Here is a 22262-nt window from a genome sequence, read left to right as displayed (position 1 = left end):
AAACGGTATAGCTCTTCGCGTTACGTTTTAAGCTTTCAGACCTAAGTTCTACTGCATGAAAACACTTAAAGGACCCGGTATTTTCCTGGCGCAGTTTATTGGCGAGGAAGCGCCGTTCAATGGCCTAGCGGCTATGTGTGAGTGGGCCAAAGGTCTCGGTTACAAAGGGGTACAGCTACCCACCACCGACCCACGTTTCATTGACTTGAAGCGAGCTGCCGAAAGCCAAACCTACGCCGATGAGCTAGTGGGTACTGCGCGGGCCGCAGGCCTGGAAATCACCGAGCTTTCAACGCACTTGCAAGGCCAGTTGGTGGCGGTAAATCCAGCATACGACACGTTATTCGATGCCTTTGCGCCAGAAGAAGTGCGTGGCAACCCCTCGGCTCGCCAGGCGTGGGCCGTGCAGCAACTGAAGTACGCCGCCCAAGCCTCGCAGCGCCTAGGCCTGACGGCACACGCCACCTTTAGCGGGGCGTTGCTCTGGCCGTACGTGTATCCGTGGCCCCAGCGCTCAGCGGGGCTGGTCGAGACGGGCTTTGAGGAGCTAGCTCGGCGCTGGCGCCCCATCCTCGACGAGTTTGACCGCAATGGCGTGGACTTGTGCTACGAGATTCACGCTGGCGAAGACCTGCACGACGGCACAACCTACGAGATGTTCCTGGAGCACGTGGATAATCACCCGCGGGCCTGCTTGCTGTATGATCCCTCGCACTTCATCCTGCAATGCCTGGATTATCTGGAGTACATCGACATTTACCACGAGCGGATTCGGGCTTTCCACGTCAAAGATGCCGAGTTTAACCCTACGGGGCGGCAGGGCGTGTACGGCGGTTACCAAAACTGGATCGACCGGGCGGGGCGGTTCCGCTCGCTCGGCGACGGGCAAGTTGATTTTAAAGCCATCTTCAGCAAGCTAGCCCAGTATGACTACGCGGGCTGGGCGGTGCTAGAGTGGGAGTGCGCTCTTAAGCACCCCGAAGATGGCGCCCGCGAAGGTGCGCAGTTTATCAAAGACCACATCATCCGCGTCACCGACCGCGCTTTCGACGATTTCGCCGCGGCCGGTACCGACGAGGCCAAGAACAAACAGCTGCTAGGCCTTTAGTACCTAGCGCTGACCATTTATTTAACCGCGGCCGTTGCCTGCTTCAGCGTAGCAGCCACCTTTTACCAACTCACCACTGATTGACCCTATGAAAAAAGCTTTTGTCTTGTTGAGCTTTAGCGCAGCTTTGCTGGCATGCTCTTCCAACACGGAACAAACGTCCTCACAGTCAACGGAAACTTCCTCGCAACCAACTGAAAACACCCTAGCAACGGAAGGTTCGGCTGAAGAGCAACCCCAAGCCGCGCTAAACCCTGACAGCGCAGTAGGAGCCGATGTATCAGCCACCGCCCACCAGCCGCAGGTGAACACCAGCGTCAACGACATCGGGACGGAGCCCACGGGCGTGCCCGTCGGCGGAAAGGGCGGTAAGCTCATCGCCGCGTCGGACTGCGGTGGTTGCCACCGCGAAGGGGAAAAGCTGCTCGGCCCAGCCTACGTAGCAGTAGCCGAGAAATACCCTGATACAAAAGCCAACATTGACATGCTGGCCAAGAAGGTTATCACCGGCGGTAAAGGCAACTGGGGCGAAATCGCCATGACGCCTCACCCCGACCTGAAAGAAGCCGATGCCAAGGAAATGGTAACCTACATTCTGAGCCTGAAATAACCTAGGTTCTTTCTGCCAAACCCTTGGTCGTTCTGGGTAGGAGCGAGGAGTGTGCCTGACCTTCAACGGCGCCTCTTTGCCCTGCCCGGAACGGCCAAGGCTATCTATTCTTTTGCTAGGCTCCGCTGGCCCTTCGCTAACCTTAACCTTTCCTGCCCATGACTGCTACTACCCGAGTTAAGCTCTCCTTTATGATGTTCCTGGAGTTTTTCATCTGGGGCGCGTGGTTTGTAACCCTAGGCACGTACTTGCTGCGCAACCTAAATGCCTCGGGCACGCAAGTCGGGGTGGCCTTCCTCACCCAATCCATCGGTGCCATTGTGGCCCCGTTTATCATTGGGCTGATTGCCGACCGCTTCTTTTCAGCCCAGAAGATTCTGGGAGTGTTGCACTTAGTGGGCGCTTTTTTATTATGGCGTGCAAGCAAAGCTCCCGATTTCGACAGCTTCTACCCAAACATCTTGGCGTATATGGTGGCCTATATGCCCACGCTGGCGTTGGTTAATTCCATTGCGTTCCGACAGATGCAAGATCCGCAGAAGGAGTTTGCCCCGATTCGGGTGCTTGGTACCCTCGGCTGGATCATTGCGGGCCTGACTATTGGCTGGCTTAACTGGGAACAAAGCAACAGCCTACAAGCCACTTTCGTGATGGCCGCGGGTGCCTCGGCATTGCTAGGGGTGTTCAGCTTTACGCTGCCAGCCACGCCTCCCATCAAGCGCGGTCAGTCTAGCTCGCTGGGGCAAATGCTAGGCCTCGATGCCATTGGCTTGCTAAAAAACCGTTCGTACCTGATCTTCTTCCTGGCGTCTATTGCCATTTGCGTGCCGCTAGCGTTTTACTACGGCTTCACCAATCCCTTCCTGAACGAAGTGGGCATGAAAGGCGCAGCAGGTGTGCAGAGCCTCGGTCAGGTATCGGAGCTATTGTTTATGCTAGCTATTCCGCTGTTTTTCAAACGGTTGGGCGTGAAGAAGATGCTAGCCATCGGCATGGCCGCGTGGGTACTGCGCTACTTGTTCTTTGCCTACGGCGACGGAATGGGCAATTATTGGATGCTCATCCTCGGTATTGTGCTGCACGGCGTGTGCTACGATTTCTTCTTCGTGACGGGCCAAATTTACACCGACAACCTAGCTGGCGAGCAGTTCAAAAGCTCGGCGCAGGGCTTCATCACCTTGGCCACCTACGGCGTGGGTATGTTAGTAGGCACGTTGCTGTCGGGCCGTATTTTCGATTCGTATCAGCTCACCGGTGGCACCCACGATTGGCGCATGATCTGGCTGATTCCGGCCGCCATTGCCGCCGTAGTGCTGATTGTATTCCTGCTTTTCTTCCGCGAACGAAATACCGCTACCGTCCCCACAGAAGTGGCCTACGGCTCAGCGCCCTCGCTGGCCGAAGCAGGTTAGTGAATCGCTGTTGGTCCTGCGCTTAGCGCCTTCTGCGCAACCCCTGGCGTCCTCCGCAGGAACCCGGTAAAGGTTTGTTTCTTAAAAACTCAACAGCTTACACTACATGGCTGCTTCTCACTCCCGACGTGCTGCCCTCAAAGGGTTGTTAACTAGTACAGTAGCCCTAAGTGCCCCCCATATTATGGCCGCTGATCAACCTGTAGCTCCCCCTGCTGATGGCAGCATCAAACAATCGGTTTGCCGCTGGTGCTTCCAGAGTATGGCTTTAGAAGACTTGTGCGTTGCGGCCAAGGGCATGGGAATCAAGGGTATTGACCTGGTAGGCCCCGCCGACTGGCCCACGCTTAAGAAGCACGGCCTTGATTCGCCCATGTGCAACGGCGCCGAAATCAACCTGACCGACGGCTTCAACGATCCGAAGTTTCACGCCCAACTGCAGGCGCGCTATAAGGAAATGATTCCGAAAGTGGGCCAGGCCGGCTATACCAACCTGATTTGCTTCAGCGGCAGCCGCCGGGGCATGTCGGATGAGCAAGGCTTAGAAAATGCTGTGCGCGGCCTGCAACCGCTGATGGACCTAGCCGCGAAACACAAAGTAGTGCTGGTGATGGAGTTGCTCAACAGCAAGATTGATCACAAGGATTATCAGTGCGACCGAACCAGCTGGGGCGTGGCACTGGCCAAAAAGCTAGGTTCGGAGAATTTTAAGCTGCTCTACGACATCTACCACATGCAGATTGACGAGGGCGATGTGATCCGCAACATCACCGACCACCACGCCTACATCGCGCACTACCACACGGCGGGTGTGCCCGGTCGCCACGAGCTCGACGACAAACAGGAGCTGAATTATCCGGCCATCATGCGGGCCATCAAAGCCACCGGCTTCAAAGGCTACGTGGCCCAGGAATTTATTCCTACCCAGTCCGACAAGCTAGCTTCGCTGCGCCAAGCCGTGAACTTGTGCAACGTATAGCGCTTCATTCTTTCACCTTATTGAATTCAAGGTTAGTACGCTTCTTATGATGATGAAAACTGCGCTTCTTTCCACGCTATTGGGGCTGGGAATGACCTCACTCGCTACCGCCCAGCAAGCTGGCAAACCCGAAGATACTGAAGTGTGGGAGCCGGTACCCAAGGTGGTAACGGCCACGGCCCTCACCACCGCACCGCCCTCCGACGCGATTGTACTGTTCGACGGCCGCGACCTGAGCCAGTGGGTGATGACCGAGGACCGCAACACGCCCGCCAAGTGGAAGGTAGCTGGCGGCCTCATGACCGTGGATAAAAGCTCAGGCAACATCGAAACCAAGCGTAGCTTCACCAACTACCAGTTGCATATCGAGTGGCGCGTGCCGGCCAACATCACTGGCACTGGCCAGGCCCGCGGCAACAGTGGTATCTTCCTAGCTTCGCTGGGCAAAGGCGACCTAGGCTACGAGTTGCAGGTGCTGGATTCGTACAATAACAAAACCTACGTTAACGGGATGGCTGGCAGCATCTACAAGCAGTTTATCCCGCTGGCCAACCCTACGCGTAAGCCCGGCGAGTGGCAGTCATACGACGTGCTCTGGACGGCGCCCACGTTCAAAGCCGACGGTACGGTGCAAACGCCGGCTCGCGTCACGGTCATTTTTAACGGCGTAGTAGTGCAAAACAATACGGAGCTTCTGGGGCCTACGCAGTACATCGGTAAGGCAAGCTACCAGCAGAGCCATGGCGCGGCGCCCATCAAGCTGCAATCGCACGGTGACAAGAGCGAACCGCTCAGCTTCCGTAACATCTGGATTCGGGACCTAGGGGCAAAGCAATAGTCCGCTTTAAGGTAGCGCGTGAAGCGCTGTTTGTGTAAATACAAAAAGAAGCCGGCACTCATAGTTGAGTGCCGGCTTCTTTTTGTATTTATCAAGTACGAAAGATGATTCTGTGCTGCGGTCTTAGCTACTAAGTGAATTCGCCTTTCTTGGTCAAATTCAACTAATATACTCACTTGCATCAACTATTACTAATAATCATTGATATTATTAATAACGCACATAAACGTGTGTTTTTGGCATAGATTAAGCAATGATAACTTTATATTAGTGAAATTTTCATAATAGCGAAACAATGAGATTATCACATCAAACTCCTCTCGGTGGCACCATTGAACGCATCACGCGGGTAGACGCCGTAGTATTGCCTTATTACAAGCCCGTGCACAGCGAAATGGCGCACCACATCCTGATCATTCACGAGTCGCCTGCGATGGAAAGCCGCTACGAGGGCCGGGCTGTAGTAGCCGTGTACCACTACCAGTTCCCGGGCATTTTTCCCAACTGATTGCTAGGAGCTAGCACGCTCATTGGCTCAGAATACCATATAGGCACTCTAAGCTAAGATGTAGGCCGTGTCACCTAGGTCAGGCTAATGCCTTCTTGAGTGAAGCGGCGGTGAATGCCAGCCAGAATCTCGCTTTTCAGCGCCTGTTCTTGGCGGATGTTGTTGATCCAGAACAACACTTTCAGGTCGTACACTTGGCCGTTGATGCCGCTGAGTAGGATTTCGGGCGCTACTTTGTGCAGGGTGTTGGGGTTTTCCTGAATTTCTTGACTGATTACCTCTTTGGCGCGGTCGAGGTCGGTGTCGGGGCCTAGCTTCAGGCCTAGCTCAACGCGGATGTGGTTGTTGCTCAGCGTCCAGTTGATTACGTGACCGGAGAGCAAGTCGCCGTTGGGCACAATGATTTCGGAGCCTGACAGCGAAATGAGTTTGCTAGCGCGAATGCCGATGTCTTTCACGCGCCCCGTTTTGCCCGTTACCTCGATGAAGTCGCCTACCTGAAAGGGGCGCTCGAAAATCAGGATGATGCCCGAAACAAGATTGTTAATGATGTTTTGCAAGCCTAGGCCCACGCCGACGCCTAAGGCGCCTAGCACAATAGTAATCTTGTCGAGCGGCAAGCCGGAGGCCATGGTGGCTAGCAGGAAGCCCGCGGCCAGCAGCACCAGCCGGATGGCCACCAGCCAGGAGCCGCGGCGGTCCGGGTCGCTGTTGAACTCGTCGTCGGTTTCGCCGAAGAAGTAGCCGACGTAGCGTTGGAGGAGAACCGATAGATAGACGATGGAGAAGAACGCCACGATATTGCCCACCGTAAAGGTGAAGGTGCCCATGTGGTGCGGCGTGCTAAGCAGATGATCGAGCACCCCGTAGAGAGGCCGGAAGATATTCAGGTTGGAGGTAAAGGTCATCAGCCACAGCCCGCACACCACAATAGAAAGCCCTAGGCGCAAGCCTTGCTCAATCTTGCGAAAGTTGAAGTGCGCTGCCACGCCGCCTGCCAAGCGACTGCGCTGCATTTGCAGGTGAAACGCCTCCGTGAGTAGGCGCACGAAAGCCGACAGCGAAATAATTTGGGTGAGACCTAGGATGCCGCTGCTGCTGCAGACTTTGGCGAGGCTGAGACGACCGGTCAGGTTGCAAAGAACGGCCAGCCCATTCAGCAGCATAAACAGCACGAGCACCGGTGGTACGAAAGCCGCTAGCCGAGGGCCGCGTTGTAGCTCACGCCGAAACCCGATACCTACTGCAATAGCTATCAAGTTGAGTAGCAGCATAGCCCAGCGCAAGCCGGGGCTAGGTTCGTTGGCGGCATACACGAACGTAAGCCCAAAAAACAGCCCCACGATGCTGAGCCAGTACAGAAACTGGCGACGCGGCCAGCTGCGGCCCAGCATCACGCTGAGCGTAAGCAGCAGCAACAGTTCCAGCAAATCGGTGTAGGCGGCCGGCGGATTTAGATCGAAGAAAGGAGCCATGCTGAACACGACCACCAGCGTGCCAGCCAGCGGCAGCGGGCGCAGGTAGCGGAAAGGCTGCTTCGCCGCATTGGTTGCCGCATTCACGACACGGAAGTTGCGGAATACCCAGGCGAAGAAAACGGCACCGAGCAGCACCATCCAAATTCCGAAGTACCAATTCTCGCTGAAGTAGTAGCCTAGCAAGCGTCGTTGGCTCGTGTACGACTCACGCACGAGCTGCCCAGCGGCAGCTTGGCGGTTTGCATCAACGGCCGCCGCGCGCCACAGTGGCGGGTTGCTAGGGTCCAGCGTGCGCCGGTTGAAGCGCCGCAGCTGTTCGCGCGTTTCATCCTGGAGCTCCAGCGCCTGAATGTAGCAATCCGACACGCGCGTTTGCAGTTGCGTAACGGTCCGCTGATTGCGTTGGATGAGCAAGTTGGCGCGGCGTTGCTTGCGTTGCAGGCGGGCGGTGGTCCGGCCGAGGGCCGTGGTGGTATCAGGCTGTTTGGTAATGGCGTACCGCCCCAGCGAGTCGAGCTGGCCTTGCATGCGCGTCAGTTGTTGCCCTTGCGTGGCCAGGGCCGTACGCCACGTGCCTAGCTGCGCCTGCATATCGGTGAGCAGGATTTGAAATAAGTGAACCTGCTTCAGGTTAATGACGCTGCTGTACTGCGTTAAATTTTGCCGGATAGTCTTCAGGTTGGCTTCCACCTCGGGCAGCTCTTCGGCAAGCTCCTCCGTATCCACGCCGCGGCGTACGGCCCCACTAATACGACCTAGCTTCAGGTAAGCCTGTTCCACGCGGTGCGCAGCATCTTGTGTTACGGCGGGTGCCAGTGGCGGCGGGGCTCCAGGGGTGGTTTTTGCAGCATCTTGGGCTAGCGCGTGAAGCGGCGCCAACAACCAGACACACAGTATGACCAGCCACAACTGCTTAATCAGTAGCTGCCCACGGCGAGTTAAAAGAAGAGATACCCTGTAAGCACAGGGAAGGGGAAGCCGCTGAGAGAGCAAGGAGCTAGGGGAAGAAAACGGAAGCATCAATACGTAAGCTTGCTGAGTGCACTTAGTGCAATACAACGTTGGAGTAAGTGCGTGGAACAACAACCCGGCCACCTCAAGGTAATGGCCTGCGCACGACCAAGGGGGTGGCGCAGGCAGCGTAGCACAAAAATGACGCTCTTGGCCGCGGGCAGCGCGGCACCAAAACTACGCACAGAAAGCTAGGCGGCGCGTGCTGCCTGCCAAGTGCGCGTTGTGTACCTTGCCTACTCACAACGGCCACTGCCATGCTAGATCTAATCATCGACGCTCGCCCCGCCGACCTAGGTAATGGGTTCGGCGTCCGGCGCATTCTCCCGTACCGCCTGAAGCGGATGCTAGGTCCGTTCATCTTCCTCGATCATGCCGGCCCGGTGCACGTGGCGCCCGAGCAGATGCCCGCCCTCGACGTGCTGCCGCACCCGCACATCGGGCTTTCCACCGTCAGCTACTTGTTTGGCGGGCAGGTGATGCACCGCGACAGCTTAGGCGTGGAGCAAGTGATTCGGCCGGGAGAGGTGAACTGGATGACGGCCGGCAGCGGCATCGCCCACTCCGAGCGCTTCGAAGACCCAGCGGCCCTGGCCGGTGGTGCCCTCGAAATGGTGCAGAGCTGGGTCGCTCTGCCCGAAGCCGACGAAGAAAATGCACCTAGCTTCGCCAACTACCAACCGCACGAGCTGCCTGTCTTCACCGACGCGGGCGTGTGGATGCGCTTGATTGCCGGCGACGCTTTTGGTTTGCGCAATGAAGTGAAAACGCACTCACCACTGTTTTACCTGCACGTAGTGTTGCAGCCCGGTGCCCGTTTCGGTTTGCCACGGGGCTACCCCGAGCGCGGCGCCTACGTGGCCAAGGGCAGCGTGGAAGTAAATGGTCGTGCCTACACCGCTGGTCAGCTGCTGGTGTTCACACCGGGCATCGACCCCGTGCTGGTGGCCCGCGAAGCTAGCACGCTGATGCTGCTAGGAGGGGAGCCCCTCGGTGAGCGGTACATCTGGTGGAACTTTGTGTCGTCGCGGCGCGAGCGTATAGAGCAGGCCAAAGCCGACTGGCAAGCCGGCCGCATTGCTCTGCCACCCACCGACAACGCCGAATTTGTGCCCTTGCCCTCGGATCGTTCGCGCCCAGCTTCGTCGTCACCGCCGCCTCAGCCTTTATCCTAAGCACTGCTTCTCGTGCGCGTAGCATGCCTTTTATTCCACAGCCGATAGTAGGGCCAGTAGCAAGATCAAGGAGATACCATGCGCCCGAAAGTAAATACGGAGAAACTTCAGGGCATGCGTCATCTGGGTTTCGACGCTCTTCACCGAGATATTCAGCTCCTGCGCGATGTTGGCGTAAGACAGGCCTCTTTGCCGGCTTAACGTGAATATCTCCCGGCGCCTCGGGGGCAATTGCGCGAGAGCGGCTTGGTACAATTGCTCCAGCTCATGAAATTCGGCTTGGCTGCTTAGGAAATTCTCTTCTATTAGAATTTCCTCGTGGCAATCTTCAAAAACCCAATACTGCTGCCGGCGGAGTTGTTTGAGAATAGCGTGGTAGGCAGACGTGTAGAGGTAGGTTTTGAAGACGACATCGTCCGTTAGCTCGTGCCGCTTCTCCCACAACTTCAAAAAGCAATCCTGCACCACCTCCTCCGCATCAGCAGCGGACTTTAGGTGACTAGTAGCAAATCGACAGAGCCCGGGCGCGAACTGATGAAAAAGCACGTCGAATGCTTGGCTGTCGTTTGCCCGCAATTGGGTCAAGCAAACGTAATCGGAAAACGTGCGCGCAGCTTTCAACAGCAGGATGAATGATACAGAGTGGATTCGAAGGCTTTAAATATACAACACCAATTACGATTTGCTACTACAAGCAAAGTACAGATAAACAGAGGCTAAGCTATATATAATGCCTCTCACGCATGCGCCTAGCTTATGCTGCTTGCAGCGTTGATTCATCCTCTGTTACTCTGTAAGTCAATTACCTACTCCTAGGTTTTGAGGCTAGCCATTCCTGTTTGCTTGCGCTGCCTTGCAAGGGCAGTCGGCTGGCCCGTTGTAACCTTCTCACAAACTTTTTTCAAAAAAAATTACAACGCGCTTCAGGGTAGCAGCAAGTTCGTGGACTTTACTACAAGAGGCGCCTTAATCGTTTGCGGAAATGACAGAAGTTAACTTTGAAGCCTACTTGCGTTACGTGCGCGGCGAAGCCTCGCTGGAAGAAGCGAAGGCCGTGCGTGCGTGGCTCATGCAGCCTTCCAACGAGCTGGTGGCGCAGTACTGGATGAGTACCTACGCCAGCATGGCGGAGAATCAGGAGGACAAACAGCTAGCGCAGGCGCACGACTACGATAACATGTTGGCCGATTTGCGGACTCGCATCGGCTTGGACGTTGTCTCGCCAGAGCTAGAAACCACCGCCGCCGGCCGGACCTGGTACCGCTGGGCTGCAGCAGCCGTCTTGACGGCCGGCATGGCCGGCGCTAGTGGCTGGTGGCTTTATCAGCAACAGCAGGTGGCCCCGCTGCCTGTGCAGTACAGCACTGCTTACGCACAAACCCGCCTCGTGCACTTACCCGACGGTTCGGACGTGACGCTGAACGCGCACTCGACGTTGCGCTACACCGACACCTGGAACAACAAAGCAGCCCGGGAAGTGTGGCTAGATGGCGAAGCCTATTTTGCTGTCAAGCATTTGTCTGAAAACCAGCGCTTTATTGTGCACACTACAGCTGGCTTCAACGTAGAAGTATTAGGCACTAAGTTCACGGTGTACCGGCGGCAAGAGCAGGCGCGCGTTGTACTTCTCTCGGGTAAAGTACGTGTGGCTTTCGCCGACAGCAGCAAGCGCAAGCCCATCATTTTGAAGCCCGGCGAGTTACTCCAAACCTCTGATAAGCAACCGCAGCGCCTTCTGCACCAAGCCGTGCAGACCGATGCTTACGCCGCCTGGCGCAACGACAAAATGGTCTTCAACAAAACGCCTCTGGCCGAACTCGTTATGCGGCTGCGCGACACCTACGGGGTAAAAGTGACCGTGAAAAACACGGAGCTGAACCAGCGCAAACTCACGGGTACCATCCCACTCAGTGACCTAGACCTGCTCTGCGAAACCCTAGAGGAAACGTTCCATCTGCGGGCTGAGCATCACCAGAACAGTATCATCTTATCTAATTAACACCTTATCCCACCTCTTTCTCACATGAATTTACCTCGTACCCGAACAAACAGATACCTGTTTTGCTCCGCTTGCGTTGCAACTGGTATGCTGCTGCTAGATGCTTCTGGCTCTGCCGTCGTGGCACAAGTCCTAGCTTCTGCACGGCAGCAGGCAGCCCCCGGCGCCAATCCATTAACCCAAGCGGTACCTCTGTCTCGATTGCTCCGGCAATGGGAAAAGCAGTACAAAAGCACCATTGCCTACGACAGTGATGTGGTAGAAGACAAGCGCGTAATACCCCAAGAGGGGCCAGAAAAGCTGGAAGAAAAACTGCAAGCAGTGCTAGCTCAAGCTGACTTACAGTTTAAGCAGCTGCGTGCCAATTATTATGTAATCACTAAAATACCTTTAGCCAGTTCTGCTCCCGCAAACGTTTCCGGTAGGCAAGATGTAACGGTTGCAGGCCGAGTAGTAGACGCGAAAGGCGCAGGCTTGCCCGGCGTAACGGTCGTGGTGAAGGGAACTTCAATCGGCGCGGGCACTGGCCCCGACGGCAGCTTTACCCTACAAGCACCCGAGAATAGCGTACTCGTATTCAGCTTCGTCGGCTTCACACGCAAAGAAGTACCCGTAACAGGCGCCACCAGCAACCTGACCGTGACGCTGGCCGAAGACACGCAGGCCCTGAACGAAGTAGTAGTAATTGGCTACGGCACCGCCCGCAAAAGTGACCTTACGGGCGCTGTAGCCTCGGTTACCAGCGCGCAGCTCACGCAAGTAGCTACCTCCGACCCTGTGCAGGCGCTGCAAGGCCGCGTGGCCGGCGTAGAAGTGACTTCCAACAGCGGCCAGCCGGGCTCGGGCACCCGCATTCGGGTGCGGGGCGTGGGCACTATTAACAACAGCGACCCGCTGTACGTAGTGGACGGCATCCAGACCAGCGACATCGGCTTTTTGCTGCCCGCCGACATCGAGTCGACCGAGATTTTGAAAGATGCTTCGGCCACAGCTATCTACGGCTCGCGCGGGGCCAACGGCGTGGTACTGATCACCACCAAGCACGGCAAGGCGGGCGCCACGCAGTTCAACTTTTCTGGCTACACCGGCTTTCAGCAAATCCGGCACACGTTGCCCCTCACCAACGCCGCCCAGTACTCGACGCTCGTGACGGAGGCCTTCACCAACGCCGGGAAGCCGCTGCCCGACTACGGCGCACGGTTGCAAGACGCCATTGCTACTAATGCTGAAGGGGTTGATTACCAAGATTTGGTAACCCAGAAGGGCTTGATTACCAACTACAGTTTATCGGCCTCAGGCGGCTCCGAGCAAAACCGCTACCTCGTGAGCGGCAGCTACTTTCAGCAAAACGGCATTATTAAGAATTCGGGCTTTAAGAAGTTCGTGATTCGGGTGAATGACGACGTGGTGCTCACCAAGCGCATCAAGGCGGGCGTGGCGGCTACGTTTACCAACAACAACCAGACGGGCAGCGGCGATGGCCAGGGGGGCTCGCAGCCCTACACGATACTGCAATATGCGCAGCAAATAAACCCGGTTCTCAACCCGTTCGGCCCCAATGGGACTTACAACGACGACGTTATCACGCGCAACGCGCTGAACGTGCCGCGTCTCCTCGACGAGCAGAAGTATAACAAGCTTCAGAACAACAACCTATTCACCAGCAGCTACCTCGATATTTCGCTGTTCAAGGGGTTGTCGTTCCGCTCCACGTTCGGCATTAACTACTTCAACAACCACCCCAAAGTATACCAGCCGCAGTACTACATTGGCCCAGTAGACCAGCGGGCCCAGAGCGCGCTCATCGAAACGCGCAACGAAAACGTGAGCTGGGTGTGGTCGAACTACTTCAACTACAACAAAACGTTTGCTGATAACAGTAACCTCTCCTTTACCCTAGGCCAGGAGGCGCAACGCGGCTACGGCAACGGCATCTCCATCACGGCTTACAACGTGCCACTTGATGCTTCGCTGCAATACGCTTCGGCCTCGCGCAGCACCGGCAATGTGGTGCGCAGCAGCCAGTACGATGGTAGCTTATCCTCTTACTTCGGCCGGGCTAACTATAACTTCCGCGACCGTTACCTCGTGACGGGTACGTTGCGCTTCGACCAGACGTCGAAATTCCTCGGGCCAGTGCGTACCGGCACGTTCCCGTCGGTAGGGGCGGCCTGGAACATCTCCAATGAGCAGTTCCTCAAGGATGTAAGCTACTTATCAGTGCTGAAGCTACGGACTAGCTACGGCGAGGTAGGCAACCAGAACGCTGCCCCCAACTACGGCTACGCCTCGGTAGCGCGTAACAACCAGATCTACTCCTTCAACGGAGTGGCCGCTCCCGGCTTGGCCATCAGCCAAATTAACAACCCGGACCTGAAGTGGGAAACGGCCATCACCACCGACGTGGGCCTTGATGCCGAGTTTTTTAATAGCAAGCTGACGCTTACGGCCGACTATTTTGAGCGCCGCACCAAGGACATGATTGCCTTGTCGCCGGTGCCCGATTACGTGGGGCAGGCTCCTGCTCCTGCCAACGTAGGTTCGCTGCGCAACCGTGGCCTAGAGCTGGCGCTGAGCTACCGTAATGCCATTGGCAAGCTGCAGTACAACGTAGGGGTTAACTTCACTAAAATCAACAACGAAGTAACCAGCCTAGGGGGCGGTAATGCCATTGCTGCTGGCAATGTGCTCCCGCAAATCGGCAATACTACCCTTACCGACGTAGGCCGCGAAATAGCCTTCTACTACGGCTTGAAAGCCCAGGGCGTGTTTCACAATCAGGGCGAAATTGACGCGTACAAAAATGCCGCTGGTGGGCTGGTGCAGCCCGGGGCCAAGCCCGGCGATGTGCGCTACCAGGATACGAACGGCGACGGCACCATCACGGCTTCCGACAACACGTACCTAGGCAGCGGCACGCCTAACTTCAGCTATGGCGCCTCGCTGAACCTGAACTACTCGGGCTTCGACTTCCGGATGTTGCTCTACGGCGTGCAGGGCGCCGAAGTTATCAACGGCGGGGCCTTCAACCTGTCGAAATCGGCCGACTTTGTGGGTGTGTGGAGCAATTTCTACGCGAACCGCATGGACCGCTGGACGCCCAGCAACCCCAACAGTAACCAGCCCCGCGTGACCTCGACCGACACCAACGGCAACGACCGCTTTAGCAGCCGCTACGTGGAGGACGCGAGCTACCTACGCGCCCGCAACATGGAGCTAGGCTACACGCTGCCTAAGGCACTGCTAGACAAGGTTCAGGTGAAAGGTGCCCGGGTGTTTGCCTCGGTTGATAACGTGTTCACCCTCACCAAGTACACGGGCTACGACCCCGAAATATCGACCGTAGCTAACTACAACAACCCCCTGTCGTACGGCGTGGACTACGGTAACTACCCGCAGGCGCGCACCTACCGCTTGGGCTTCAACGTGCAGTTTTAATCAGCTTTTTCCTTCCCGCTTTATATGAAACCCACTCGCGCCGCCATATTGCTCGGCCTACTGCTCACTACTGCTCTTGCTCCGGGCTGCAAAGACTTTCTGGACAAAGAGCCCCTAGGTACCACTACCCAGGATAATCTCTTCAAAGACCCCACCAATGCCGTACAGGCCATCAACGCCGTGTACGACGTGACCGCCTGGGACCAGGGGCCCAAGTGGGGCGACCCGAGCGGCCAGTACGTAGCTCAGACTTACGAATGGATGTTTGGGGACCTGATGACCGATGATTCCGAAAAAGGAGGCAGCTCGGCCAGCGACTTTCTGCCCCTCATCGAACTCAAAACCTGGAACATTCCGCCGTCCAACCAGACCGTTACCACGCTGTGGGTACACAGCTTTACGGGTATTGCGCGGGCTAATACGGTCATTAACAACATCGATGCTGGTACTATTGACGCGGGGCTGAAATCGCGCTTGAAGGGCGAAGCCTTGTTTCTGCGGGCGTATTTCTACTTCAACTTGGTGAAAGGCTTCGGCGGCGTGCCGCTATTTGAGAAGACCGTGACGCCCGCCGAGGCGTCCAACGTAAGCCGCGCTACCATTGCCGAGACCTACGCTTTCATCGAGAAGGACCTGAAGGCCGCTGCTACCCTGCTGCCCGAGAAGAGCGCCTACGCGGGCGCCGACCTAGGCCGGGCCACCAAGGGCGCCGCCAACGGCTACCTAGCCCGCGCCATCATGTACCAGCTGGGCACCGTGAATGGCAACAACCACACCTGGCAGGAAGTGTACGACATCACGAGCACCATCATCTCGTCGGGTCAGTACAGCCTGCTGGCCAATTACGCGGCCATTCACCAGGAGATTGGCGAGAATAGCAGCGAGTCGCTGTTCGAGATTCAGTTCGCGACCTCCAACGACGGCTACGGCCCTATCTCGGTAGGTACGACTAACAATATTTTTCAGAATAACCGCAAGACGTTTGGCTACGGATTTAATAACCCCACGCAGAGCTTGGTAGACGAGTTTGAGCCTAACGACCCGCGCAAGGAAGTCACGATTATCAAAAACAACGACATTGTGCTGGGTATCCTCAACCCCGTTGATATCACGCAGAATGCTACTGGCTACTTCAACCGCAAGGCGGCCATTATCGCCCCCAACGCCCCGGAGTCGGGCCCCCAGAACATCCGTAAAATTCGCTACGCCGACATCCTGCTGATGAAAGCCGAAGCGGCCGCGCAGCTTAATAAGAGCGGTGAAGCTATTGGCTTAGTAAACCAAGTGCGGCAACGCGCCAAAAAATCCACTCGTCCTCCGGGCACCACGATTGGTTCACTGGCCTATGAGCCCGCTAACACGCCCGCTAATGCCTTGCCCGACCTCTCACCTAGCCTGTCGGGTTCGGCCCTGCTCAACGCCATCTGGCACGAGCGCCGGGTCGAGTTTGGCGAGGAGTCGCTTCGTTTTTGGGACCTGGTTCGCACGGGCCGCTACCTGAGCACCCTGCCAGCTGATGTACGGGCTCGGGCTGCATCGCACGTTGCAACCGAAACCTCGGTAAACCCGATGCCCCTGCTACCTATCTCGCTGAATGACGCTCAGAGTTGGAAACTACCCCAGAATCCAGGCTATTTGTAATTAACGCATAGGCGGACGTGCTTTCATAAGCCAAAGCACCTAGGTTCATCGCTAAACATCACGTAGGCTAGCGCCCTGCTTTACACGTGGTAGAGTGGGGCGTTTAGCTAGTAAGTAGGTTCCTAGCGAACAGATGGGTACACATAGCTTTCCAAGCTGACTTCCTATACCATACAAAAGGCCTTCCGCAGCTGCGGAAGGCCTTTTCGTTATCCGTAGTAATACTTATCCTGGATGACAAGCTGGTAAGTGTACAAGTCGCTTCCTTCATCTCTGCATAGCCGTCGTCTTTTCCTGGCAGCCTAGGTTTCTTTTCTGCTGCCAGGTCACAGATGAGCTTGTCAAAAGTGGTTTCTCCTTTGCAGGTGAAAGTTGCTTGCTTGGCAGGGTAGAAGTGAAACTCAAACCGGCCAAACATGTTAGGGTGTTGTCACGCGCAGCTGGTAAATTTGCGGTTTCTCTCTTGGCTGCTTTTTCTGCCGGGCCTTTGCTTGGCTTCGTTTATTCTTTGCATGCTTTCTTCTTCTAGCGTACCCGAAATTCTTCAACGTCTGCGCTCCGAAACGCGTCCGTACCACGATGCGTTGGAGCAGAATAGCTTCAATCAAGAATTGACGGCGGGCGTCCCATCGCGGGAGGCAACGGAACACTTCCTGAGAAAGCTGTACGGGTTTCTGCAACCCTATGAGGAGCAGCTTTGGCAACATGCGTTGCCGGAAGCTTGGGAGATAGAGCGCCGCTCCCGTGCGCATCTGATCCTGCAAGATTTGCAAGTGCCTGCCGCTAGCTTGCCGCGCTGCCCTGCTATGCCACCGTTGCAAACGTGGCCTCAACTACTCGGGGCCATGTACGTACTGGAGGGCTCTACGCTCGGCGGACAGGTAATTGCCCGGCAGCTAGCCAAAGCCGGCATTCCGACCCGTACCTACTTCAAGGGGTACGGCGAGCAAACCGGCCCGATGTGGAAGTCTTTCTGTTCTTTACTGACGCAGGCTGCCACCGAAACCAACCACGACGAGATTGTGCAATCGGCCAGTCGCACGTTTCAACACTTAGAAGCCTGGCTCCAGCAACCATGAATCATACCGACGAGCGCCTGCTGAACGCTGAGATCAACTTAACAAACTGCGACCGGGAGCCTATTCATATTCCGGGTGCTATCCAGCCGTATGGTTTCTTGCTGTGCTTGCACGAGCAAACCTTGCGCATTGTGCAGGCAAGTGAAAATACGTTGGCCCTCCTCGGTATTCCTGCCGAAGAACTGGTCGGGGCCGGCCTCGACCGGCTGCTAGGACCAGCGTGCGTGGCCGAAATTCAGCAGTTGCAAGCAGGCCTTACGGAAAATGCGAAGCTGCTGGGCGCGCGCCTCGAACACGTGGCTGAGCATCCCTTTTACAAGATTATTCTACACCGCCACGACAAGCTGCTGTGGCTGGAGTTTGAGCCGGTGGTAGAGAGCCCAGCAAGCGGAGTCGACTTGTCGATGCTGAACGAGGCGCTGGGAAAGATGCTGGCCGCCGATAAGGTGCTCACCTTCTGCCAGTATACGGTGGAGCAAGTGCGGGGCCTCACCAACTTCGACCGGGTGGCCATCTACCGCTTTGCCGAAGACGAAAGCGGCGAAATCATTGCCGAAGCCAAGCATGAAGACCTCGATACGTGGTTAGGGCTGCATTACCCCGCCACCGATATTCCGAAGCAGGCTAGGGCCATGTACCTAAAAAACTGGCTGCGTTTTATTCCGGATGCTTCCTACAAGCCGGCGCGGCTCGTGCCAGTGAACAACCCGCGTACCAATCGGCCCCCCGATATGACGTACTCGGTGCTGCGTAGCGTGTCGCCGATTCACCTGCAGTACCTGCACAACATGGGCTCGGCTGCCACTATGACCATTTCGCTCGTGAAAGATGGGCAGCTGTGGGGCATGATCACCTGCCATCATCGCACGCCCAAGCTGGTGAGCTACGAGATTCGCGATTTGTGCCAGTTTATTGGCAAGACGTTCTCGGCCCTTATCAAAACCAAGGAGCAGCACGACCAGCAGGAGTACCAGCTGCGCATCCGCGAGAGCCAAGTGCACCTACTCGAGCATGTATCCAGCAACGCCAACTTTGTCGAAGGGCTCTACAAGCACGAAACCAACCTGCTACACGTATTCGACTGCGGCGGCGCGGCCATCTGCTTTGATGACGAGATTATTACCCTCGGTAATACGCCCACGAAAAGTCAGGTTCAGGACCTACTCGACTGGTTGCAGGAGAATGCATCGACGGATCTTTTTTACACGAATTCCTACGTTCAGCAGAATCCGGCAGGCTTATCGATTCGGGCTACGGCCAGTGGTATCCTTGCTATTTCGCTAGCCGATGCCCCAGGTAACTATATCATTTGGTTCCGGCCCGAAGTTATTCAGTCGGTGACCTGGGCTGGGCAGCATCAAAAAGTGGAAACCCTCAGTGATGGCCAAGTCTTCCTGTCGCCGCGGCAGTCGTTTGAAGCCTGGAAGCAACTGGTAGAAAACGCGGCAACGCCGTGGAAGCAAGTCGAGATTGACGCCGCCAACGAGATTCGCCTGCATATTTCCGACGTGCGCCTAAAGGTATTTAATGAGCTGCAAACCCGGGCAGCTAGCCTAGGCCGCCTCAATGCGGAACTGGAGCGCAGCAATGACGAGCTCGATTCCTTTGCCTACGTAGCTTCCCACGACCTCAAAGAGCCGCTTCGGGGCATTCACAACTACTCGCTGTTCCTGCTCGAAGATTACGCAGATAAGCTCGACGAAGACGGCGTGTCCAAGCTGCAAACGCTGGTGCGGCTGAGCCAGCGTATGGAAGGGCTGATTGAGTCGCTGCTCCAGCTTTCTCGCGTGGGCCGCCTGGAACTAGTGGTAGAAGAAACAGATATAAATGAGTTGCTGACTGGCGTACTGGAGCTGCTTGCACCGCGTCTTGAGCAAACCCTGACCACGGTAGATATAATTCGGCCATTGCCCACCGTGCGCTGTGACCGGGTAAGAATGCAGGAGGTTTTCAATAACTTGTTAACCAATGCCATGCGTTATAGCAACGAACTTGAGAAGCAGGTCGTCATCGGAACAATTTCTGAAAACGAAGCTGAACAGAAAAGGCTTGTGAACCATGATGATTTTCACGTGTTTTACGTACGTGACAATGGCATTGGCATTGACCCCAAGCACCACGAGAGTATTTTCAAGTTATTTAAACGGCTACATGGCCAAGATAAATACGGCGGAGGTACGGGCGCGGGGTTAGCTATTGCCAAAAAAATGGTTGAAAAACACGGCGGCACCCTATGGGTGGAATCTGCCTTGGGGCAAGGTGCCACATTTTACTTTTCAGTATCCAAACACCTATAAATACATGGCTTCTTCGCTCCTCAAACCCGTTCTAGTAGTAGAGGACAGTGCCGAGGACTTCACGGCGTTGGGCCGCGCTTTCCGCAAACATGCACTCCGGAACCCCGTGCTGCGTTGCGAAGATGGTGACCAAGCTTTGGAGTACCTACAAGGTTATGGTAAGGCTATTGGCTGGCCACAAACGCTACCCGCCATTGTGCTGCTTGACCTGAACCTGCCCGGCACCGACGGGCGGGCTGTGCTCAGCGTGCTCAAGCAAGATCCGCGGCTACATTCTATCCCGGTTATTATTTTTAGCACTTCTTCCAGCATTCGCGACATCGAGGATTGCTATCAGCTAGGTGCCAACAGCTACTTGACTAAGCCGATTGAGTATGCCGCGTTGGAGGAGAAAATTCGATTGACAATTCATTATTGGTTGGACACGGCGGAGTTGCCGTCGGTGAATTAGCTTGCTTGGTGAAAAAGATTTTACTCGTTGACGACAGCGAGCAGGACCGCATGCTCTATAAGCGGTACTTGAGCAAACATGCAGATTGTGCGACCTTTCAAACGTACGAAGCCGGCTCTGGCGAAGAGGCTCTTGCCCAATTCCAGGCCCTGCGTCCTGACTGCGTATTGCTCGATTACAACCTACTGGATACCGACGGCCTCACGCTGCTGAAAGAACTACGGGACCTAGCGCCGGCCGACAGCCTATGCGTTGTGATGATTACTGGCGGCGGTAACGAACGGCTCGCGGTTAACGCGCTGAACGGTGGTGCTTTAGATTATTTGGTGAAGCAACAGTTTGACAAGGAGTTGTTGTGTAAAACTGTAATGCACGCCATCGAGAAAAATGAATGGCGCCAGGGCGTGGCGCGCCATCATCAGGAGCTGCAAGAAGTAAACCAGCAGCTGCGTGCTTCCGTGGAAAGCCTGACGGAGGCGCGGCAGCAAATCAACCACCAGAACAAGCTGCTTACGCTTACCAACCAGGAGCTGGCCACGACCAACCAAGAGCTAGCCCGTACCAACGCTGACCTCGACAACTTTGTGTACGCGGCCTCCCACGACCTGCGGCAGCCAGTGCATAACCTGCGCGGTCTGTTCGAGGAACTGCACCGCACGGCTACCGTCAACGACCCAGATGCGGCGCAAATCTGGCAGTTGCTGGACGACTCGTTGCGTGCCCTCACTACTACCATCACCGATTTGTCGGATGTGGTACAGGTGGCGCGTCAATCGGGGACGCTAATAGCCGAGCCCGTGCGAGTAGCCGAACTCGCCAACCAAGTGTTGCAAACCCTGCGTCCGCAGCTGCAAGCCGCGCAAGCTGACGTACAAACCGACTTTAGCGCCTTGCCCGAACTGACGTATGTACGCAGCAACCTGCGCACAATTCTGCTCAACCTGCTGGCCAACTCCCTGAAGTATCGGCACCCCGAGCGGCCGGCGCGCGTGCAGGTATGCACCTACCTGGCTGCCGGCCAACCCGTGCTGGAGGTAAGCGACAATGGCCTAGGTATGAATATGCAGGTGCACGGCAAAGAGCTGTTTCAACTGTTCCGGCGCTTTCATCCGCAGGCTAGCTCGGGTACGGGCGTGGGCCTGTTTCTCGTCAACCGCTTGGTGCAGTCGCAAAATGGCCATATTGAAGTAGATAGCAGGGTAGGGGAGGGCACTACGTTCCGCGTGTACCTGCAGGCGGTAGCACCGGCTAAGCCATCTGGCGAAAAAAATGCCCCGCAGCATACGGCTGTCGACCACTTATAGAAACACTAGGTATACACTCGGATAGAGCTAAGCAAAAGCCCCCGCTTCTAGCTAGAAGCGGGGGCTTTTTGTGCTTTAACAGAAGGCTAGCGAGGGGCTAGATTAGTCAGTAGTAAGCTTAAAGTCGCCGTACACTTCCTTTGTGTCAGCGTTTTCCAGTACTAGCCGGATAGCATCCTGCCCGTATACATACTGGCCGGTTGGCAGGGTCGAGTAGTTAATTTGTTGGTTCTCTTTGGGATTCAGGAGCCGGGTATAATCATCAGCAATTTGGACGTAGTTAACGCCGGTATATCGCCGCAGCAAGAAGTGGTAGCGTACTTTCACGGCATCAGGATTGCGGAAAATTACGGCTACGGAGTCTTGAGCAGGGCCATATTTAGAAGGCACTACTAGCTGCAAACGATTGGTAGGCGTAGTGTACCAGGTAGGATCAATTTTAGGATCATTGTTCTTTTTGGAGCAAGCACCTAGCAGCGCGCAAAAAACAAGAGAAGGGAGCAGAAGCTTCATAAAGTAGTAGGTGGAGAAATGATCAGGTCGGAAAAATCAAAAGAAGAACCAACACTTATGTACGAACGAGGAAGGCAACTATTGTCACTTAACGACAAGATAATGTAAGTATTTTGATTAGAGGACACGTAGTTGATACGCTCAGAATAGGTTTTTACCTCAGTTGTAATGCATACCCACAAAAATCAGGCATTTATCTTCTGAGGTGATTATTTTACACTTGAGCTATTTATATAAAGGATATACGCACAATAACGGGATGTTGCCAACTGGGAATAGTACGCAAACATATAAATATAGTTTAAATACTTTATAATTTTTTAATGCGTAATTTGCGCGAGACAGCCTTGAATGAAAACCAACGCCCCATCGCTCCCTTTCCAATGCTTCTTGAGCTTGGAGTTTGGGAACAATGGGGCGA

17 protein-coding genes are annotated in these 22262 nt (G+C 55.6%); 14 read left to right on the top strand and 3 right to left on the bottom strand.

What is annotated here, in order from left to right; all coding sequences use genetic code 11:
* Positions 1-55 precede the first annotated feature (55 nt).
* The 6 genes from BXP70_RS18945 (at position 56) to BXP70_RS18920 (ending at position 5455) form a co-directional block, all read left to right on the top strand.
* On the top strand, positions 56-1108 hold the full coding sequence (locus BXP70_RS18945) for a sugar phosphate isomerase/epimerase family protein (RefSeq protein WP_086595686.1): 1053 nt from the start codon (positions 56-58) through the stop codon (positions 1106-1108).
* 88 nt (positions 1109-1196) lie between these two features.
* Positions 1197-1718: a c-type cytochrome gene (locus BXP70_RS18940; protein WP_086595685.1), complete on the top strand. Its 522-nt coding sequence runs from the start codon at positions 1197-1199 to the stop codon at positions 1716-1718.
* A 158-nt stretch (positions 1719-1876) separates the two neighbouring features.
* The gene (locus BXP70_RS18935) at positions 1877-3130 is read left to right on the top strand and encodes a nucleoside permease (RefSeq protein WP_086595684.1); all 1254 of its coding nucleotides are present in this window, start codon (positions 1877-1879) and stop codon (positions 3128-3130) included.
* A 106-nt stretch (positions 3131-3236) separates the two neighbouring features.
* On the top strand, positions 3237-4109 hold the full coding sequence (locus BXP70_RS18930; RefSeq protein ID WP_086595683.1) for a hydroxypyruvate isomerase family protein: 873 nt from the start codon (positions 3237-3239) through the stop codon (positions 4107-4109).
* A 91-nt stretch (positions 4110-4200) separates the two neighbouring features.
* Positions 4201-4947 carry a 3-keto-disaccharide hydrolase gene (locus BXP70_RS18925; protein ID WP_245849683.1) on the top strand — a complete coding sequence of 249 codons (747 nt, stop codon included), beginning with the start codon at positions 4201-4203 and terminating at the stop codon, positions 4945-4947.
* Positions 4948-5242: 295 nt separating this feature from the next.
* Positions 5243-5455: a hypothetical protein gene (locus BXP70_RS18920; RefSeq protein WP_086595681.1), complete on the top strand. Its 213-nt coding sequence runs from the start codon at positions 5243-5245 to the stop codon at positions 5453-5455.
* Positions 5456-5529: 74 nt separating this feature from the next.
* Here the strand turns inward: BXP70_RS18920 and BXP70_RS18915 are convergent, their stop codons facing one another.
* A complete protein-coding gene (locus tag BXP70_RS18915; protein ID WP_179197745.1) occupies positions 5530-7812 on the bottom strand; it encodes a mechanosensitive ion channel family protein in 2283 nt (760 codons plus the stop codon).
* Positions 7813-8201: 389 nt separating this feature from the next.
* Between BXP70_RS18915 and BXP70_RS18910 the strand changes: the two genes are divergently transcribed.
* Positions 8202-9119, top strand: coding sequence for a pirin family protein (locus tag BXP70_RS18910; RefSeq protein WP_086595679.1), 918 nt, complete (start codon positions 8202-8204; stop codon positions 9117-9119).
* Between the two features lie 30 nt (positions 9120-9149).
* On the opposite strand, the gene BXP70_RS18905 is transcribed toward BXP70_RS18910, so the two are convergent.
* A complete protein-coding gene (locus BXP70_RS18905) occupies positions 9150-9740 on the bottom strand; it encodes an RNA polymerase sigma-70 factor (protein ID WP_179197744.1) in 591 nt (196 codons plus the stop codon).
* A 361-nt stretch (positions 9741-10101) separates the two neighbouring features.
* Here BXP70_RS18905 and BXP70_RS18900 point away from each other — a divergent pair, with 361 nt between their 5' ends.
* The 7 genes from BXP70_RS18900 (at position 10102) to BXP70_RS18865 (ending at position 21328) form a co-directional block, all read left to right on the top strand.
* Positions 10102-11118, top strand: coding sequence for a FecR family protein (locus BXP70_RS18900; RefSeq protein ID WP_086595677.1), 1017 nt, complete (start codon positions 10102-10104; stop codon positions 11116-11118).
* Between the two features lie 87 nt (positions 11119-11205).
* Positions 11206-14556 carry a SusC/RagA family TonB-linked outer membrane protein gene (locus BXP70_RS18895; RefSeq protein ID WP_179197743.1) on the top strand — a complete coding sequence of 1117 codons (3351 nt, stop codon included), beginning with the start codon at positions 11206-11208 and terminating at the stop codon, positions 14554-14556.
* Positions 14557-14580: 24 nt separating this feature from the next.
* Complete coding sequence (locus tag BXP70_RS18890) at positions 14581-16197, top strand: RagB/SusD family nutrient uptake outer membrane protein (protein WP_086595675.1); 1617 nt, start codon at positions 14581-14583, stop codon at positions 16195-16197.
* 512 nt (positions 16198-16709) lie between these two features.
* Positions 16710-17276, top strand: a complete 567-nt coding sequence (locus BXP70_RS18880; RefSeq protein WP_179197742.1) for a biliverdin-producing heme oxygenase — start codon at positions 16710-16712, stop codon at positions 17274-17276.
* Positions 17273-19573 carry an ATP-binding protein gene (locus BXP70_RS18875; protein WP_086595672.1) on the top strand — a complete coding sequence of 767 codons (2301 nt, stop codon included), beginning with the start codon at positions 17273-17275 and terminating at the stop codon, positions 19571-19573. Before BXP70_RS18880 ends, BXP70_RS18875 begins: the two co-directional genes overlap by 4 nt.
* A gap of 4 nt (positions 19574-19577) precedes the next feature.
* A complete protein-coding gene (locus BXP70_RS18870) occupies positions 19578-20024 on the top strand; it encodes a response regulator (protein WP_086595671.1) in 447 nt (148 codons plus the stop codon).
* An 8-nt stretch (positions 20025-20032) separates the two neighbouring features.
* Positions 20033-21328, top strand: coding sequence for an ATP-binding response regulator (locus tag BXP70_RS18865; RefSeq protein WP_143436578.1), 1296 nt, complete (start codon positions 20033-20035; stop codon positions 21326-21328).
* Positions 21329-21430: 102 nt separating this feature from the next.
* On the opposite strand, the gene BXP70_RS18860 is transcribed toward BXP70_RS18865, so the two are convergent.
* Positions 21431-21841, bottom strand: a complete 411-nt coding sequence (locus tag BXP70_RS18860) for a hypothetical protein (protein WP_086595669.1) — start codon at positions 21839-21841, stop codon at positions 21431-21433.
* Positions 21842-22262 lie beyond the last annotated feature (421 nt).

Origin of the sequence: Hymenobacter crusticola, from assembly GCF_002154225.1 — a bacterium.
Taxonomy (GTDB): Bacteria; Bacteroidota; Bacteroidia; order Cytophagales; family Hymenobacteraceae; genus Hymenobacter; species Hymenobacter crusticola.
This window is presented reverse-complemented; position numbering and strand designations above follow the sequence as displayed.